The 16440-nt window shown below is 37.7% G+C and carries 15 protein-coding genes; 5 read left to right on the top strand and 10 right to left on the bottom strand.

All coding sequences use genetic code 11. The features are described from left to right. Positions 1-12: 12 nt before the first annotated feature. The 3 genes from G3O08_RS07875 to G3O08_RS07865 are packed head-to-tail and all read left to right on the top strand — an operon-like array spanning position 13 to position 3313. On the top strand, positions 13-1110 hold the full coding sequence (locus tag G3O08_RS07875; protein ID WP_163284627.1) for a glycosyltransferase: 1098 nt from the start codon (positions 13-15) through the stop codon (positions 1108-1110). Then, complete coding sequence (locus G3O08_RS07870) at positions 1107-1997, top strand: glycosyltransferase family 2 protein (protein WP_163284625.1); 891 nt, start codon at positions 1107-1109, stop codon at positions 1995-1997. The genes G3O08_RS07875 and G3O08_RS07870 overlap by 4 nt, the downstream gene beginning before the upstream one ends. Positions 1998-2017: 20 nt before the next feature. After that, the gene (locus tag G3O08_RS07865) at positions 2018-3313 is read left to right on the top strand and encodes a glycosyltransferase family 4 protein (RefSeq protein WP_163284623.1); all 1296 of its coding nucleotides are present in this window, start codon (positions 2018-2020) and stop codon (positions 3311-3313) included. On the opposite strand, the gene G3O08_RS21685 is transcribed toward G3O08_RS07865, so the two are convergent. From G3O08_RS21685 to rffA, 4 genes are all read right to left on the bottom strand, one after another. Further along, positions 3310-4458 carry a glycosyltransferase gene (locus G3O08_RS21685; RefSeq protein ID WP_163284621.1) on the bottom strand — a complete coding sequence of 383 codons (1149 nt, stop codon included), beginning with the start codon at positions 4456-4458 and terminating at the stop codon, positions 3310-3312. The genes G3O08_RS07865 and G3O08_RS21685 overlap by 4 nt on opposite strands. 66 nt (positions 4459-4524) lie before the next feature. After that, positions 4525-5931, bottom strand: coding sequence for a hypothetical protein (locus G3O08_RS07855; RefSeq protein ID WP_163284619.1), 1407 nt, complete (start codon positions 5929-5931; stop codon positions 4525-4527). Next, entirely contained in the window at positions 5931-7403 is a 1473-nt protein-coding gene (locus G3O08_RS07850; RefSeq protein WP_163284617.1) for a glycosyltransferase family 39 protein, read from the bottom strand. Before G3O08_RS07850 ends, G3O08_RS07855 begins: the two co-directional genes overlap by 1 nt. A 1-nt stretch (position 7404) precedes the next feature. Continuing rightward, on the bottom strand, positions 7405-8535 hold the full coding sequence (gene rffA / locus G3O08_RS07845) for a dTDP-4-amino-4,6-dideoxygalactose transaminase (protein ID WP_204336813.1): 1131 nt from the start codon (positions 8533-8535) through the stop codon (positions 7405-7407). Positions 8536-8610: 75 nt separating this feature from the next. Here rffA and G3O08_RS07840 point away from each other — a divergent pair, with 75 nt between their 5' ends. Beyond that, positions 8611-9390, top strand: a complete 780-nt coding sequence (locus G3O08_RS07840; protein WP_163284615.1) for a class I SAM-dependent methyltransferase — start codon at positions 8611-8613, stop codon at positions 9388-9390. Here G3O08_RS07840 and G3O08_RS07835 read toward each other — a convergent pair. The 6 genes from G3O08_RS07835 to G3O08_RS07810 are packed head-to-tail and all read right to left on the bottom strand — an operon-like array spanning position 9364 to position 13981. After that, positions 9364-10290, bottom strand: coding sequence for a glycoside hydrolase family protein (locus G3O08_RS07835; protein WP_163284613.1), 927 nt, complete (start codon positions 10288-10290; stop codon positions 9364-9366). The genes G3O08_RS07840 and G3O08_RS07835 overlap by 27 nt on opposite strands. Next, complete coding sequence (locus tag G3O08_RS07830) at positions 10290-11084, bottom strand: phytanoyl-CoA dioxygenase family protein (protein WP_163284611.1); 795 nt, start codon at positions 11082-11084, stop codon at positions 10290-10292. The genes G3O08_RS07835 and G3O08_RS07830 overlap by 1 nt, the downstream gene beginning before the upstream one ends. Next, positions 11081-12019: a glycosyltransferase family 2 protein gene (locus G3O08_RS07825; protein WP_163284609.1), complete on the bottom strand. Its 939-nt coding sequence runs from the start codon at positions 12017-12019 to the stop codon at positions 11081-11083. The genes G3O08_RS07830 and G3O08_RS07825 overlap by 4 nt, the downstream gene beginning before the upstream one ends. After that, positions 12016-12678, bottom strand: coding sequence for an acetyltransferase (locus G3O08_RS07820; protein WP_163284607.1), 663 nt, complete (start codon positions 12676-12678; stop codon positions 12016-12018). Before G3O08_RS07820 ends, G3O08_RS07825 begins: the two co-directional genes overlap by 4 nt. Next, positions 12675-13295, bottom strand: a complete 621-nt coding sequence (locus tag G3O08_RS07815; RefSeq protein WP_163284605.1) for a class I SAM-dependent methyltransferase — start codon at positions 13293-13295, stop codon at positions 12675-12677. Before G3O08_RS07815 ends, G3O08_RS07820 begins: the two co-directional genes overlap by 4 nt. Then, positions 13292-13981 (bottom strand): WbqC family protein, encoded by a 690-nt coding sequence (locus G3O08_RS07810; protein WP_163284603.1) that lies wholly within the window; start codon positions 13979-13981, stop codon positions 13292-13294. The genes G3O08_RS07815 and G3O08_RS07810 overlap by 4 nt, the downstream gene beginning before the upstream one ends. Before the next feature lie 1617 nt (positions 13982-15598). Here G3O08_RS07810 and G3O08_RS07805 point away from each other — a divergent pair. Then, the gene (locus G3O08_RS07805) at positions 15599-16216 is read left to right on the top strand and encodes a fibronectin type III domain-containing protein (protein WP_163284601.1); all 618 of its coding nucleotides are present in this window, start codon (positions 15599-15601) and stop codon (positions 16214-16216) included. Positions 16217-16440: the final 224 nt, after the last annotated feature.

Genomic DNA, 16440 nt, shown 5'->3' with positions numbered 1-16440 from the left:
AAAACAGCATCAGTGAATATTCTATTCTATTTCCCATCCAGCCAAAACAGTAACTCGTTAGAAACTCTAATGGAAGAGTTTTCTAAAATGGGGCATAAGGTCCATCTCTTAAGTCAGGAACCAAAAGGGGATATTCAAGCGGTGGTTGAAAAATCCGGTGTAAAAACAGATTCTTTTGTTCTCCCTAAATCATCATCATTTGTATTTTATATCAAGCATATTCGCTACCTGACGAAATACGTAAAAAAGAATAAAATCGATCTGGTTTATGCTCATACCCAACCTGCCAATATTATAGCTGTTTTTGCTCAATATTTTTCAACTGCTCGTTTTATCATTTGCCGCCATCACAGTGATTATATAATGAATGGCACTAATAGAAACGCAAAAATATTTGATAAAATAATCAACCGACTAGGTAAAGAATTTATCGTCCCATCTAAAAAGGTTTTTCACCAACTCACTGAAGTTGAAGGCGTAAATCCAAGCAAGGTACGTCTGATTAACTACGCGTATAGGTTTGAGAATTATCCGGAGCCGAAAATTGAATCACTGTTTGCTATTTCAAGAGACTTTCCATGTTCGCTTCGCCTGGTTACTGTATCACGCTTTATTCCGTGCAAGCGATATGGCCTTCTTATCAGTGTAATTAAAGCTCTGGTTGATAAACAACTCGATGTAAAGCTCCTTATTTTGGGTGGCGGACCGCTGGAGCCAGAACTAAAAGCGCAAGTGAAAGACTTAGAATTGGAACGACATGTTTTTTTTATTGGATTCACCCGTGAAGCAATAACCTACATGGCAGCAGCAGATGTAGTCGTTCATACTTCCGACTCTGAAGCAAGCAACAGTGTTATAAAGGAAGCCGGAATATTAGAGAAATTAATTATCGCTTGTGCAGATGTTGGAGATTTTGATGACTATATTGAAAATGGCGAAAATGGATTCCTTATCTCAAAAGAAAATACAGAACAAGAATTGACCGAACTACTTCTTAAAATCTATGATGATAAATCGAAGTACAACCATTTTGGCCCGGCATTAAAAAAATCAGTCTACAAGCATTTCTATGTTGAGAATGTGATCGACAAATACCAGGAAGTAAAATGAGTCAATCTCCTTTTTTCTCGATCATTATACCAACTTACAATAGGCAGAAGCTCATAGCCGATACCATATCTTCAGTTCTCAACCAAACCTTTTCTGATTTTGAAATTATAATAGTAGATGACGGTAGCACTGACAACACAAAAACCTTTATTGAGAAAACATTTCAAGATAAAGTTCGCCTAGTCTCTATACCAAACAGCGAAAGAGGTAAAGCCAGAAATACAGGAACTGCCATTGCTAAGGGTAAGTATATCTATTTTTTAGATTCCGATGACTTAATTTATCGCACCCACCTTCAGGAAGCGTTCTCATTTATTCAAAATCACAATCAACCTGAATGGATATTTCAGGAGTATGAATTCTTAAACAAATTAACAAGAAGGAAGAGTCCAATTCAATACGATAGAGAAACTGCTATCAAATCTTTGGTTTCTGAAGGTAATTTCATGAGCTGCCACGGAGTTTTCTTGAGAAAAGACATTGCAGACGCCCATCCATTTGAAGAGAATCGTGAAATGGCAGGTTCTGAAGATTATGCGCTCTGGCTCCGCCTTGCTGCCCGATATCCATTGCTAATTAACCACAAGGTTACCTCTGCCTTAGTTCAGCATGATGATAGATCTGTTTTTAATTTCGCTCCCGAAAAATTGATAAAGAGAAAAGAGTTAATGCTAAAAACAGTATTAGACGATAAAGAAGTCCAATCTCAATTTGGTACGTTTATGCCCGCTTTGAAAAGCAATACTTATAGCTACATCTCTCTACACCTCGCAATGATCAAATCAAAGCGTAGATCAATTTCTTACTTTATTAAGTCTTTGAAAGCATCACCCGGTTCAATTCTTAACAGGCGCTCGCGTGCTATACTCAAACATTTAATCAGCTAAAAATATCATCTTTGTAGCCAATGGCCAATATTCTCTACCTATCTTATGATGGATTAACTGATCCCCTCGGTCAAAGTCAGATCTTACCCTATATTGAAGGTTTATCTAAGAAGGGGCATAAATTTTCTCTCATCTCATTTGAAAAACCAGAACGATTTAAAGAAGGCAAGCGAAGGATTGAAAAGAGATGTGCTGCAGCAAATATTGATTGGCACCCCCTTGAGTACACAAAGAACCCCCCGGTTTTATCCACCCTATACGATATCGATAAACTTCACAAAAAGTCGGAGGAGCTACATAATAAAGAAAACTTTGCGCTGGTTCATTGCCGCTCTTATATCACTAGTTTGGTAGGCTTGCGCCTAAAGGAAAATAATAAGCTCCCTTTTATATTTGATATGCGTGGTTTCTGGGCTGATGAACGCGTGGACGGGAAAATATGGAACCTCAGCAATCCCGTTTATAAATCCATTTACCGCTACTTCAAAAAAAAGGAGCGTAAATTTCTGGAAAAAGCAGATGCAGTGGTAAGCCTCACCGAAGCGGGGAAATCAGAAATTGAAAACTGGTTTAATAATGATCCTATATTCGGAGGTAATGAGAATTATTACAACTATGACCGTGCCGCGGCGGTATTAAAGAAAACAACGATTATTCCTTGTGCTACGGATCTAAACCATTTCGACTTTACACGCATATCAACCAATAAGCGAAAGTGGCTCGGTGCTGTTTACGGCATCGATACAGATCGGGAATATCTCGGCTACGTTGGTTCACTCGGTACTTGGTATATGGCGGAAGAAATGCTCGCTTTATACCATCACCTTCTGCAATCACGTCCAAAACTTCGGTTTCTTATCCTCTCTCACGATAACTTGGACAAGCTTCGCGAAAAAGCAGATAAACGCGGAATTCCACGTTCATTCCTCGTTCAAATTGCTGCAGAAAGAAAAGACGTACCTGCCCTTATGAGTATGATGGCTGCATCTGTTTTTTTTATTCTTCCTGCGTACAGCAAAAAAGCCTCTAGCCCCACTAAGCAGGGAGAATTGATGGCTATGGGTATTCCTGTGATTTGTAATGACAATGTGGGTGACACAGGAACTATCGTTCGGAAATATAATTCAGGATACGTAAATACTGACTTTAATTCTGTAGATTTTCAAAAAATATCTGATAATTGGGATGAAATCATTCATTTGAATCCCGAAAATATCCGCCATGGAGCTGAAGATTATTTTTCGCTTGAAAAGGGAATTGAGGCCTACAGGAGGATTTATGAAAGGATTCTCGATAACCAAGCAATTGATGCTTAGCTTTTAGTTGCCAGAGTTTCGAGATAAACCTGTTTAAAGGCTTCAACAGAATAATAATCTTTAACTCTTTTGCGGCCTTTTTTCCCCAATCTCAATCTCAATTCTTCATTCTTCAATAATTCCAATAAAGAACTTTCCCAAATAAGATAATCTTCACCACCTCTACTTGTAACTGGCTCTGCAATAAGCCCGGTTTCCATTTCAATTACGATTTCTGAATTGACCCCCACTCCACTAACCACCGCAGGTATCTCCAATGCCATATACTGCAAAGCCTTAAATCCACATTTACCTCTCTCCCAATCTGTATTGTACAGCGGCATAATACCTATATCAATTTCAAGTAAATCGGTGATCTCGGTTTGCTTATTCCATTTTCGGAATTCAACAAATTCAGGCATTATTTCCGGCGCAATATCCGCAATTAACAAAAACCGAAATGGTAGTTGGGCATAAACCTTCTCCAAAAGTGGAAACAGTGGCGTTAATTGCTTTAATGTACTATGCGTCCCAGTCCAGCCGATAGTTGGTAGTGAGTCTTGAGTATTGAGTATTGAGTTAGATTCCGTTTTATTATTCGGCTTAGGTTTCGCTAATAAATTCGGGTCATGGAGATTGCAGTCTATAGTAGTTGGTACAATTTTTACGTTGTCACAAAACTGCTTTGCGTATGATGCCAAAAAGGAATTGCCTGCAAAAACTGTTTCCGACCAAGAGATTATCTTTCCGGTCTTCCCATGGTTCTTGAGATTACCGACGAGCTTTGCATTTGCCTGTGAGCTATTTGGTAGCCACACAGCATCGTCAAAATCGTAAATCAATCTTTTTCGGAAGATCTTTGCCGCGCACCACTCCCACCATGGTGGACCAAGAGGGGCAGCCTCGCGATGAATAAAAACTGTTTGGTATTTATGTAGTGAAAAAAGTAAAAAGAATCGCTTCACAAATGCCATCACAGTACTCAATACCCTATACACAACACTCATCCCCCCATAAATCGCAGGCCATTGTTCATTCGTCCAAAAAGATGCAACAGAAACCTCCAACCCATTCGCTCGCAAATACGGCAAATACTGCTCAAATCGAAAGCGCTGACTTGGAGCTTTCCCTTCAGGATACGGACAAACAATTAAAACTCTTTTCACATCTTACAACTCACTACTCTATACTAACTACTCTATACTCACTACTCCATACTAAATACGCACTACTCATCTCGCAAAACCAGGTACAGCTTGGCTTCCTTCCCGAAATTCTCTTTTTTGACGAGCCTTGACATATCCAACCATTTTCGCTTCACGAGCTTTGTGTCGGATAATAAATAAAGCAGCAATAAAAAACGGCACAGCTGGAATCTTATATCTCGATAAGGCACCAAAATTATAAGAGGAAAATCCTACTGCGAATCCAAAGAAAATCGCAAATACTACACACATCAACAAGAAAGAATCATTACTTATATAACGGTAAACCTTTATAGGCCCGGTTTTTAATACCGCAAAGAGTGTAAATAAGAGAAAAACGAGACTTTCAAAAGCTTGCGCTAACATACCTGCATTCTTTACTTCCCAAATATATGGTCTGAAAAAGGTAACGTTTACTGCAGCCGGAAATATCTTTAGCATACCTTGCCAGGAATTTTCGTCGTACGCCCCTAGCGTATAACTTGATCCGCGACCGTGATTATCTCCAGAGTTTTCTCCTTCAACATAATGCCACCCTTGCATACTCTGGGCGGTATCTACAAAACTGTCCATAGAATACGTTTTATTATACTGTGCCATAAAATTAAGAGTGTAAACCATTGCAAAAATAGAAACTGCCCCTACCAAGGGCAGAATCGCAGCGCGTATATAACTGTTTTTAATTTTATCCCTTAAGTGCAGCGTTCTCCACAAAATAATTGCAGGCAATAAAGAGATCAAAACATAAGCTTTAACCACAAACATAAAATAAGATGCGCCCCCAATGATGAGTAATGACCCAAACTGCCAAAACTTTCCCGATGCAATCTGATTTACATGATATAATATTAATCCCACTGCACATAAGATTAAGGAATCTTTGCTAATTCCCGAACCCCAAAAAAACACTGAAGGAATAAACAACACGGCAAATGCCATTTGCTTTTCAATCTTTGGAAATTTTTCTACCAACAACAAAAAGAAATGCCAAACTCCCCAGTAAGTAAAAAGTGCTACTAATAACGTCATTGAGAAATAACTACCAAAGCCAAGGAAATTAAAAATAGAAACAAAATTCACTACATAATATTCCCGGGGATCGTGAAATAACATTCGCCTTAATACATCCAGCGCTTCGGCACTAATATTCTCAAAACTATGTTGCATTACGTCCCAATATATAGCTGGACTTATAAATAATGCCTCAACCAGTTTCCCACTATCCCGAAAATAAGACCGAGTATCGCCTCCGTATTCATAATAGAAGGTATATACAAGCGCAAAGGCAAGCCCACCAAGCAGTTTCGCCCACAACCCCTTCATAAACCATTTTTGATACAATGGATTATTCCGATGCTTATTCTTTATCTGCTTCCCAATAAAAAGGCAAAGCGGCAAGTACAGGATTATTAAGAGAATATCTAAAAATGACATTACCTATTCTTTTTAGTCAACAAACTTAAACTTCGTTTTTTACTCATAATAAAAGAAATCAAAAGACTGAATGCAAATATCTGAATTGGATAAACAGTACTGAAAAATCTCAATTCAATAAAACTAAGCACCACGCAAAATAATACAATAATATAGACAGGCATCAAAAAGGAGAAAACGGCTAATCTCTTTTTATCATTTCTCCACAAAATAAAAAACATCGGTAACAAACTAAAGAGTCCGAAATAATATAAGAAGGACTGAAGAACCTTATCAAAAGCTGTAATTATTGATCCACAGCTTCTATCTGAAAAAGAGACAGGATAAAACCAGGAACCACTGTGAAAAAGGAACTTATCAGCTAATAAAAAAGATTTTCCAATACTGCTTCGAAATTTAAATTCCTCATCAAATTTCTCTGAAAGATTTCCTATTTCTATTGTTAGTTTATCATCTTCGAACCCCAAAACATTAATAGAATCCATAAAATATTGATACTCGGATTGTAAACGTACTAATTGAGCATGATTATCCGACTTTTTCAGAAAATTAGGTAAAGCATATTGAGAATTAGAATAACGCATATAATTCCCAAAGGATTTCTTATCCCAAGGCTCATAAACAAGACCCAAACCCGTACTCAAAGTTCGCATTTCAAGTTCGCTTTTTGTATAGGCATATCCCGAGTATGGTTCTGTTAGTGGAATTACTTTTCCCATAACCTCAAAATTACGGAATGTCCAACTGCCAATTATAAGAATTAACGGTAGCCACAGTTTAAATGAGAGAAGCATCTTGTTTTTTAGTATCATTCCTCTTTCTCGGAAAATTAAAAGTGTGAAGGGAATAAGAAGAATCCCGAAATAAGGCTTAAACATGACAAGTACTGCCAAAAGTAAACCGATTAAAACGGGATAATTGAAAACCTGTTTTCTAGCAAAAAGTACAACTGAAATTAGAACAAAACTTGTCGCAAAACTCTCCGGCTGAATCTTTAAGGACCAGAAGGTTTGATTTGCACTAATCAACATCAGCACAAGAAACAATATTGGCAGAGCTCTAAAAAGCTTCTTTGCTGCTAAAAACTTTGTAAAGTAACTGATAGCAAATGCTTCCAGAGCTAACTGAACCAGAACAATTACTAGAAAGCCATTTCCAAAAGAAATGAGATTCAGAAAATAATAAATCAAACCGTAAGCAGGCATTCTACCGGCATACACTATATCTCCCCAATCGTTTAAATAAAAATACGAGCCAGTTTGAAAGAAATTATTTATTGGTTCAATATAACTTCTAGTATCACCACTTACCACCGCCAGTGTTTGCAAAATAAAACTAGGTGCATCACAAGATATAAGTGAAAAAAGAAAAAACGAATAAATCACCTTCACAAGCAGTATAACCAGAAAAAGCATCCACATTTTGCGGATAGCCAATTGATTGAACGTATCGTATAATTTGTTCAACTTCATTTTAATTCAAGATCCCTTCTAAAACACGAATTATATCCAGTTCATAATAAAACGGTAATCTCACTAATGAATCACTATATTCTTCGGATTTCCGCAGTGAAATCTCCTTTCCTTGAGACAAATAAAAAGGAGAATTGTGTAAGCTTTGGTAGTGAAACACCAAATGAATATCAGTTTGACGCATTTTATAAATCAATAATGAACGCTCCTCTAAGCTTGGCATAATCAAATAAAACATATGCGCATTATTGGTCGCAAAATCCGGTATCTTAGGTAGGCGAATCCCTAAATCTTGTAGTTCTGCCAAACCGTCATAATAGGTATTCCAAATAACTTTCCGTCTGGCTTGAATCTTATCCAGTGCCACAAGCTGCGCCCAAAGAAAAGCTGCAATAATCTCAGAAGGCAAAAACGATGAGCCCACATCAATCCAGCCATACTTATCAATATCTCCCCGAAAGAAAGCTGCCCTGTTCGTTCCCTTTTCCCAGATGATTTCAGCCCGCTCAATAAAACGTTCATCATTTACCACAAGCATTCCACCCTCCCCTGAAATAATATTCTTTGTTTCATGAAAACTAAAAGCCGCCATGTGTCCAATGCTGCCAAGTGGTCGCTTTACTCCATCTTCTCCTGTGTAAAAACTGTCAATTGCTTGTGCGGCATCTTCAATAACCAGTAAATTATATTTATTTGCAACAGCCATAATTACATCCATGTCGCAAGCCACGCCCGCATAATGCACGGGCACGATAGCCTTTGTACGTGGAGTAACAAGTGATTCAATTAAACTTTCATCCATTCCGGGATGATCTGATCGGCTATCACAAAACACAATTTTTGCTCCCCTCAATACAAAAGCATTTGCGGTACTCACAAAAGTAAAACTTGGCATAATTACTTCATCGCCCGGCACAATCTCTGCAAGTATGGCCGCCATTTCAAGCGCATCAGTACAGCTGGTGGTCAAAAAGCATTTCTTAAAACCATATCGATTCTCAAAGAAGGTCTGGCATTTTTTGGTAAACTGGCCATTGCCGGAAAGATGCAGTCCACTAATTGCTTCTTGAATATAAACTTGTTCGTTTCCTGTCAAATAAGGCTTATTAAATCCTATATGCGCTTTACTCAAAATCCAAGACTTTATTTGTATTCATATTGTGCCGAATCTTTTTAATTTGGCAATCCATTTAAATCATACACATCGATGAATTCCTTCGAAATCGCACCAGGTACAATTTTACAACAAACATATTTAAGAAAAAGAATAAATGGCCTTAAAAATAAACCTCTTTCTTTTCTTGATATAGGTGCAGGTACCGGAATATTTTCAAATATTCTATTAGAATTAGGACTTGAAGGAATAGGTATTGATCTAAATACTTCGTCATGCGATCGCAACAATAAACACAACCAAAAATATGTTGATTCTAACAAATATAGTGTAGTAAATCAAGATTACTTTGAAATTGAGATCCATTCTAAATTTGATATTATTTTTTCTTCAATGGTAATAGAACATTTACCCAACAATAAAGTGGATGATTATTTTGCCAAAGCAATCTCTTTGTTAAAACCAAATGGTAGAATAATCACATTAGTTCCTGCTCAAATGAAATACTGGGGTATTGAAGATGAAATTGCTGGTCACTTTAAAAGATATACCAGAAACTGTTTTCACGAAATTGCGAAAAAAAATAATTTAGAGGTGGCTCAACTGGCAGGGCTTACCTATCCCTTATCGAATTTACTTTTGCAGTTAAGCAATAAAATTATCACCAAAAACGAATCGCAAAAAGCAAATTTTACAATGGAGTCCAAAACGATACAATCAAGTAATCGTCAAGTCTATTTAAAGACTGAGTTTCCAAAGTATTATAAAATGGTTTTGAATCCAATTGTGTTATATCCGTTTCATTTACTTCAAACGGCATTTAGGAATTCAGATAAATCTATGATTCTATACTGTGAATTTACGGTCAGATAATTCTAATTCCGCAACTCCAAAGCCAGTTTTACCAAACTCATTTCCGTTGTATAGGATAAATACAGTATTTTCAAAAATAAAAAACGAGCCGTAAGATTGAGATTTTTCATCCCATAAACCTGTAGATTCGATCTCCATTTTCTTTAAATCCCAATCAATTTCATTGATAGTTTGTGCTTGCCAAATACCATAATTATTATTTCCATCTTTAATGCTTAATAAAAGAATGGTTTTATCTGAAGTTCTCAAAGCGGATGGTCGTGACATGGCTGTCATATCTTTTGTCAACTGAAATAAATCTGCGCTATTTCTTACCCATTGTTTCCCGTCTACGCTATTTGCACGTTTAATCACATGTAGCATATCTTGTTTAGATTTACCCCAAACAAGATTTGAACCGTACCACATCTCATACCTATCATTGACTTTTTCTACCCATGGATAAGACATGGAGAATGGATCTTCCTCAGACCGATCCATAACAGGTACACGACCCGATTTTGTAAATGACTTGCCAAAATCATCTGAAAGTGCTAAACCTATCGTATTGATCCAAGGTACTGATTTTTGTAATTGCCAGCCAACATAATACAGCCGTAAAACTTCTTCATCCATTACAACAGATCCGACCGAAATGCCATCACAATCAAAAAGTCCGGGTTCTCCAGGTGATAAGATTGGTTTTATTGACGTGCTCAAAAGTCCAAACTTCCTATTCTCAAATTTATAGTCTGCAGAAAAGACATGCGATTTACCGGATGTATCACGGGAAGAAAAAAATATTCTTATTAAACTTTCACTCCCGGGAACCACTATTCCAACAGGATTTGAGGCATGTGTATAACCTGTGGGAAGATCATTGGCTGGGTCAAAAATACGACCATAGGAAACCGAAGTCATTATTTTTTATTCATTCTTTTGAGCCTATAATCATTCACAGATACCGAGGATTCATATTTATACCCCAATATCTTTCTACTAACAGCGTCCTCAATATTCTCCTTGGTTAAAAATCTTGGTAGATCAATTTGCTGAGAAATAATCGGAACTGTATAAACATGATTTATTCCAAATCTGTCCATATTCGAGACGTTTTGACCAGCCCGATGCAACAGCATTGAATTAAATATAATTACATCCCCCGGTTCAGCAATTAGCGTTTTGGCATGTTTATCCATAAACTCTTTACTCGGAATATTTTCGGAAAGATGAGAACTTTCAATAAATTGGGTCCCACCCGTTTCAATATTGAAAGGGGTCAAACAAAAGAAAGCATTTATAGAAAGAACCTTAGAACAAACCCAATTTTGATAAGGTAAATCTCTATGCCATGCAGATTGATGATGCTGACTATTTGCTCTGTTTATAACTGCATTTTGTAAGTGCAATTGAAACTCTTTACCTATTACGCTTTCAACAATATTCAGGATTGTCTCATTTAAAGCCAACTTCAGAAAATCATTTTTATAGCCCAAAGGACATCTAACAATATTTAATTCATTTATTAACTCCAGCTCTTTAAGTCCAAATTCCTCACACTGTTTCTCATAAACGGATTCTAATAAATTGCAAAAATCAGCGGCAGCATCAGAAGTAATTAAAGACTTTAGCAACGAATATCCCTTTCTTTCTATATCTTCAAAAAGGAGTCCCTGTTGAGAACCACTTTCTATATTAAAACCGTATGATCTCATTGATTCGTTATCTCTTTAATAATGAACTTTGGCCGATCTTTGACTTGATCAAAAATCTTTCCTATATAAATGCCTAGTATCCCTACACTTATGAGTAAAACACCCAGCATAAAAAACAATGTTACAATCATACTGGTCCAGCCACTCAAAAATCCTTGTGTAAAATAAAGTATAATTATAATGAGTCCAGCCAGAAAGGCTACAGTCGCAATAATAAAGCCCACCGTTATATTGAGTCTAAGCAACTTGTCACTCTGATAAGTAATTCCATTAATAGCGTGTAAGAGTAATTTACCGAAAGTATAAGAGCTTCTTCCGGTTTTGCGCTTGTTGTGACTTATAGTTATTGTACTACTATCGAATCCGAGCCATCTTAAGGTCATAAGGTAATGACGCTCGTAATCGTTCACTTGGCAAAATGCATCTACCACCTTTCTGCTGAGAATACTATATGTTCCTACATCAGAACTGGATGCCTGCTGTGGAGAATCAATTAGATAATTGAAGACTTTATTAAACAGAAAAGCGAATACATTCTTATTACGCGAATGTCCAATGCGCTTTTTAGAAGTATAAACCAGATCAAATCCTTTTTGGATTTCTAAGAAAAGCTCAGGGATAAATTCCGGATTGTCTTGAAGATCGCAGTCCATTGCAACTACGTAATCGCCTTTTGATAACTGCAAGGCACACAATAAAGCCTGATGCTGACCGAAATTCCTGCTTAAGTTGATTCCTTTTACTCTTTGATCTAAATTAGCTTCAGCTCTAATTTCCTCCCATGAATTATCTGGACTTCCGTCATTGACCAGAAGTATTTCATATTCCTCTGTAATCTCAGAAAGTGCTTTTTTCGTTCTTGAAACCAGCTCGGCAACAATTCCTTCGGCCCTATAAACAGGCGACACAACACTAATGAGAGGTTTGTCTATCACAGTTTGAATGCTGTACTTGGTTTATCTAATTTTATTGTTCTTGGAGCAACATAGACACCGTCAAGATCAGTATCTTTTGTGATTATTGCACCCGCTCCGATCAAACTCCCTTCAGCAATTTTCACATTATGTGCCAAAGTACTGTTCACACCTAAAAAGCAGTACGAACCAATTTCACAATGTCCTGATATAACAACGTGTGAACTTATAAAATTATGACTATAAATTTCGGAATGATGTCCGATATGATTTCCACTCCAAAGAGTGACATTATCCCCAATTTTCACGTACGGCTGAATGGTATTATCTTCAAATATAAAACAATTCTTGCCACAGGCATATTTACTTAAATAAGTGGCTTTGGGGCTAATGTAAGATGGGAGATTATAACCTTTGGCCAATGCCTCATCAAATTTTCGTTGTCTCAGTCGGTTCATCTCAGTATAACTCAATGCTATAAACATGTCATGTGCATCAGGCGGATATACTTCTTCTATGTTTTCAAAAGCTACCAATGGCCTTTCTTCATAGGTTTCATCTTGTATAAAATCTTTGTCAAGACAAAATGCAACAACCTTATACTCTGTATCACACTCAAAATAATCTTTGGCAATCTGTGCGATATCACCCGTACCGAAAAGGATTAGCTTTTTACTCATTTTCGCACAATTATAGTGAATTCATATAAGTTGTAGTCGTGAAGTAGTGAAACATTTCTCGAAAATTCCTTTTTACAGAACGCAAACACCTCTTCCGGTTCAGCATAATAAAGATAGTCTCTCCTTTTATCAGCGTCTGAATAGGCAGTCAAAATATTGAATGCAAACCCTTTCTTCACAATGCCATTTATTTCATTCAAGCTCTCCCAAATATATTCCTTCCATTGCCCATCACTTATAGATTGCCGCACATTGTAAATTCCGCTGGCAACAGCATAATCAACTTTTTCTATCTCTGAAATTGTGTTGATTAACTTAAAAAGACCTTCTTGATTTTTATGTTTTTCTTTTGCGGCTTCTATCATGGGTTGAGAAAGATCATAACCCGTATAGGCTAAATCTTTACCTCCTATAACAGACAGATAATCTAAAAACGCTCCATACCCGCAACCAATATCCGCACAAGTTCCTTCAAAAGAAGAAAAGACTTTTGCCAATTGAGCAAACCGCACAAATTGAGATTCCTCTCCATTCCAATCAACTCCTTTTGGATTGGCTCCATGCTCAAGAATCTTTTTGGTATAGTAATCTGAAGTTAATTTTAGCTCGTCTCTCATTTTTGTAGAATAAGGTCTCTATTAAATCCAGAATTGAGCACTAAATCGATAATACTAACCCTATGCTCAAATCCATTATGGAGCTGCCGATACGCGGGATAAGCTCCGTAATTCATCCATTCCACTTCAATATTGCGTTTTGCAAATTCGTCCATTTCCATATAATCTTTGGCCGCAGGTCCGGAAATATAAGTATCCACATTTCCAATCTGTTCCAATACCGAAATCAATGCATCGGTTTTAGAGCCCTTGATATCATATTTTGACGAATTTACCAATTGAGTTTGAATACCGAACTGATTACACACATTTTCAAGAAAAAAATGGCTGACTTCACTTAAAAATTCAAAGTTTTCTACTTCATTGTACCAACTCTCGATAATTGGAAAAACAGAATCGAAACAAGCAGCCTTTTTATAATTTAATTCAATCGATCTTAAATGCTTCTTTGCCCAACCTGGTTCAGAAATTCGAGTCTCACTAATTTTTTGATAATAATTCCCTTTCACATTAACAGGAATCGTAAGCCAAATCAATCCATTTGGTGTTTTTATTTTATTTCTGTTTCGCCAATCTCTTTTGGTGTATTGCATGTCGTCATAGAGTACGAAGACATCACTTTTCCCAATCATGTCAAAATATCCCTTCCAGGGTATGTAGTTTGATTGAGAGATAGCTACTTTCATAGATTCGTGTTTTTACACATGGTGCGAGGCGTCTTTGTCTTAGACCAGAGGCATAGGGGGAAATAAATAAGGTTAAGGAGTCATTCCCAAAAATCCATTGAGCGAAAATAGGGTTTTAGTTTTTAGTTCTTGGTTTTTTGTTTTTGGACAGCTCAATGCTTCATGACGTACATTGACATTTTCCAACAATAGTAACGATACCTAATTTTCTGAATCTGGAACAAACCTCTTCTTTTAAATACAACTCCAGCTTTACCGCCGTCTCATCAATCTTTCACTAAAGTAGAACCTTTCCAATCAGTTCGATCACCGGCCGCTCAAAACATAAGGAATAGCTAACCCGCGGGTTTGCCGGTGGTGCCTTTAATAAAAATCTCACTCGTACTGCCCCATCATTCGAGTTACCGGGATGGGTGACGTAAGCCTAATATGCTGCTTTTCCAGACCGTTCATATTGCTACCCCCGGCAGATAATCATTCCGCCTGCTTTCCGAGACACTGCTCCGCTTGGTTTTTAAGGTTATGCCAATAGGATTTTGGTTTAGGCTGATTGGCTTTTGCACTCGTCCATTCCACGCTTGCAAAATGCTGGTTGTCATTTTGGTTTTGTCACTTGGTTTTTTGGTTTTGTGTGTTGTCGATTTGTTTTTGTGTGTTGTCGATTTGTTTTTGGGTATTGGCTTTTTGCTTTGATGCGTTGACATTTTGATTAAGGCGCTTAGCTTTTTGGTTTGGGGTCATGTCGTTTTGCTTTTTGATATTGGGTTTTTGCTTTGGGGAAGTCCCTTTTTGGTTTGGGTAACTTAGCGTAGCGATTTCACGTGGTCATTGAGCGCAGTCGAAATGCAGCGAAGCAAGTAATTGCCTTTTCTGTTTTCAAAAGTGGATTTTTGGAACTTCCGACCGGATTTTAATTCAAATGGGCACCAAGGTTCGCTTTTTAGAAATCGGAGTCCTGGTTCGGAAAGCAGGTACAGATGCGCTGTACCCCATACCAATCAGCCGGTTCAGGAAAGGTTGCGTTTTTGCACGTCGCTACCCCTAAATTTCTCTAATAAAAGCATTGAAACCTGTTTTATGAGCTTTACATGCTTAACAAGCAATGACTTAGATCAAATGTTAAATCTGATGGCTGATTTTAGTTATTAACAATTTTGAAACCGGAATGCCGGAATCGCTAAAAGTTCCAGTATTTACTGTGGAAAGCGGTTTTAAACTTTTTCTATTTTAAATTAAAATCCAAACAATTCCTTTATGGATGTTTGGTAGGCATAAAATCTATCATTTATTTATATATCTAACTATCAGACTATTATAATCTCTTAAAAAACTTATACACATTGCCGTGTAAATCAAAAATCGAAACTTCGACTGGTGGAATAGGGTATATAATGTCGAGCAAGGCGCTCAAACGTTCTTGAAAATTGTGATAGTCTTTTACGCTGTTTAGGGTCTGTTAGTCAGGCCTTATACAACCGAAGAAATTCTAGATAAAAAGGCTGGATTGGCAACTGTGGGTATACACGCGGTGGCGATGAAGGCAAATTTTCGGCAGCAGCAAAAGAGGAAAGAATCGATTAAGAGGACAGAAACATTTAATTATATTAATTATTTATTATGAAACGATTAAAAATAGGCTTAGACAGACTTAAGCCAAGTGATTTGCTTGCAAAAGCAATCGATGTAGAAACAAAGTTGACGGGCAATCCCGTGTTTAGCAACCCAGTACCCGCACTGGCAGATTTAGCAGCCGCCAGTACGGAACTGGAGATCAGAATTACGGCTTCGAATATGGGCGACCGCAGTGCGATAGCGCGCCGCAAGGAGCAGGAAAAAGAGGTAAGATACATTCTGCGTAAATTGGGGAGCTACGTACAGCTCACATCAGAAAACGACTCAGACATATTGAGTTCGGGATTCGAATTGAGTAAAACGCCGGTACCACTTACCTCATTGAGTCGTCCTGCCGCGTTGAAAGCAATGAGAAGCGACATGGAGGGAAGGGTAAACCTCACCTGGGCAGTAGTTCGCGGAAGCAATCAATACGTCGTGGAGGTCAGCTCGCAAGATCCGATCAACCAAACGGCCGACTGGATTCACACCGCCTACACTTCGCGCTCCAATCACCAAATCGACAACCTGCAACCGGGAAAATACTACTGGTTTCGTGTGCGTGCCCTGGGCGCCTCCGGAATGAGTCCGTATAGCGATCCGGCTATGGTCATGGCAGCCTAAACTGCCCGATTTGGCTAACCCTCACCTCTATGTGTAGATAGAGGAAAAAAGCTCCGTTTTTTCGCGGAGCTTTTCTTTTTTGGTTTTGGTAGGTTTGGTTTAGCTGTAAGCTTTAAGCTGCAAGAGAGTCGCGAGTCGCTAGTCTCTAGTCTCTAGTCGCGAGGGAGAAAAGAGTCGCGAGGAAAATTATGGGGAGAAAAAGTCGCTAGCTTTGAGAGAGTACC

Origin of the sequence: Cryomorpha ignava (genome assembly GCF_010686655.1) — a bacterium.
GTDB lineage: Bacteria > Bacteroidota > Bacteroidia > Flavobacteriales_D > Cryomorphaceae > Cryomorpha > Cryomorpha ignava.
The sequence above is the reverse complement of the archived record's forward strand: the minus strand, read 5'-3'. Positions and strand labels throughout refer to the sequence as shown.

Bases quoted from the DNA above. Each gene is read 5' to 3' on its own strand.
- G3O08_RS07840 (WP_163284615.1), top strand. From the start codon at position 8,611: ATGAATTCCTTCGAAATCGCACCAGGTACAATTTTACAACAAACATAT.
- G3O08_RS07855 (WP_163284619.1), bottom strand. From the start codon at position 5,931: ATGTCATTTTTAGATATTCTCTTAATAATCCTGTACTTGCCGCTTTGC.
- G3O08_RS07835 (WP_163284613.1), bottom strand. From the start codon at position 10,290: ATGACTTCGGTTTCCTATGGTCGTATTTTTGACCCAGCCAATGATCTT.
- G3O08_RS07865 (WP_163284623.1), top strand. From the start codon at position 2,018: ATGGCCAATATTCTCTACCTATCTTATGATGGATTAACTGATCCCCTC.
- G3O08_RS07820 (WP_163284607.1), bottom strand. From the start codon at position 12,678: ATGAGTAAAAAGCTAATCCTTTTCGGTACGGGTGATATCGCACAGATT.
- G3O08_RS07830 (WP_163284611.1), bottom strand. From the start codon at position 11,084: ATGAGATCATACGGTTTTAATATAGAAAGTGGTTCTCAACAGGGACTC.
- G3O08_RS07850 (WP_163284617.1), bottom strand. From the start codon at position 7,403: ATGAAGTTGAACAAATTATACGATACGTTCAATCAATTGGCTATCCGC.
- G3O08_RS07805 (WP_163284601.1), top strand. From the start codon at position 15,599: ATGAAACGATTAAAAATAGGCTTAGACAGACTTAAGCCAAGTGATTTG.
- G3O08_RS07870 (WP_163284625.1), top strand. From the start codon at position 1,107: ATGAGTCAATCTCCTTTTTTCTCGATCATTATACCAACTTACAATAGG.
- G3O08_RS07815 (WP_163284605.1), bottom strand. From the start codon at position 13,295: ATGAGAGACGAGCTAAAATTAACTTCAGATTACTATACCAAAAAGATT.
- G3O08_RS07810 (WP_163284603.1), bottom strand. From the start codon at position 13,981: ATGAAAGTAGCTATCTCTCAATCAAACTACATACCCTGGAAGGGATAT.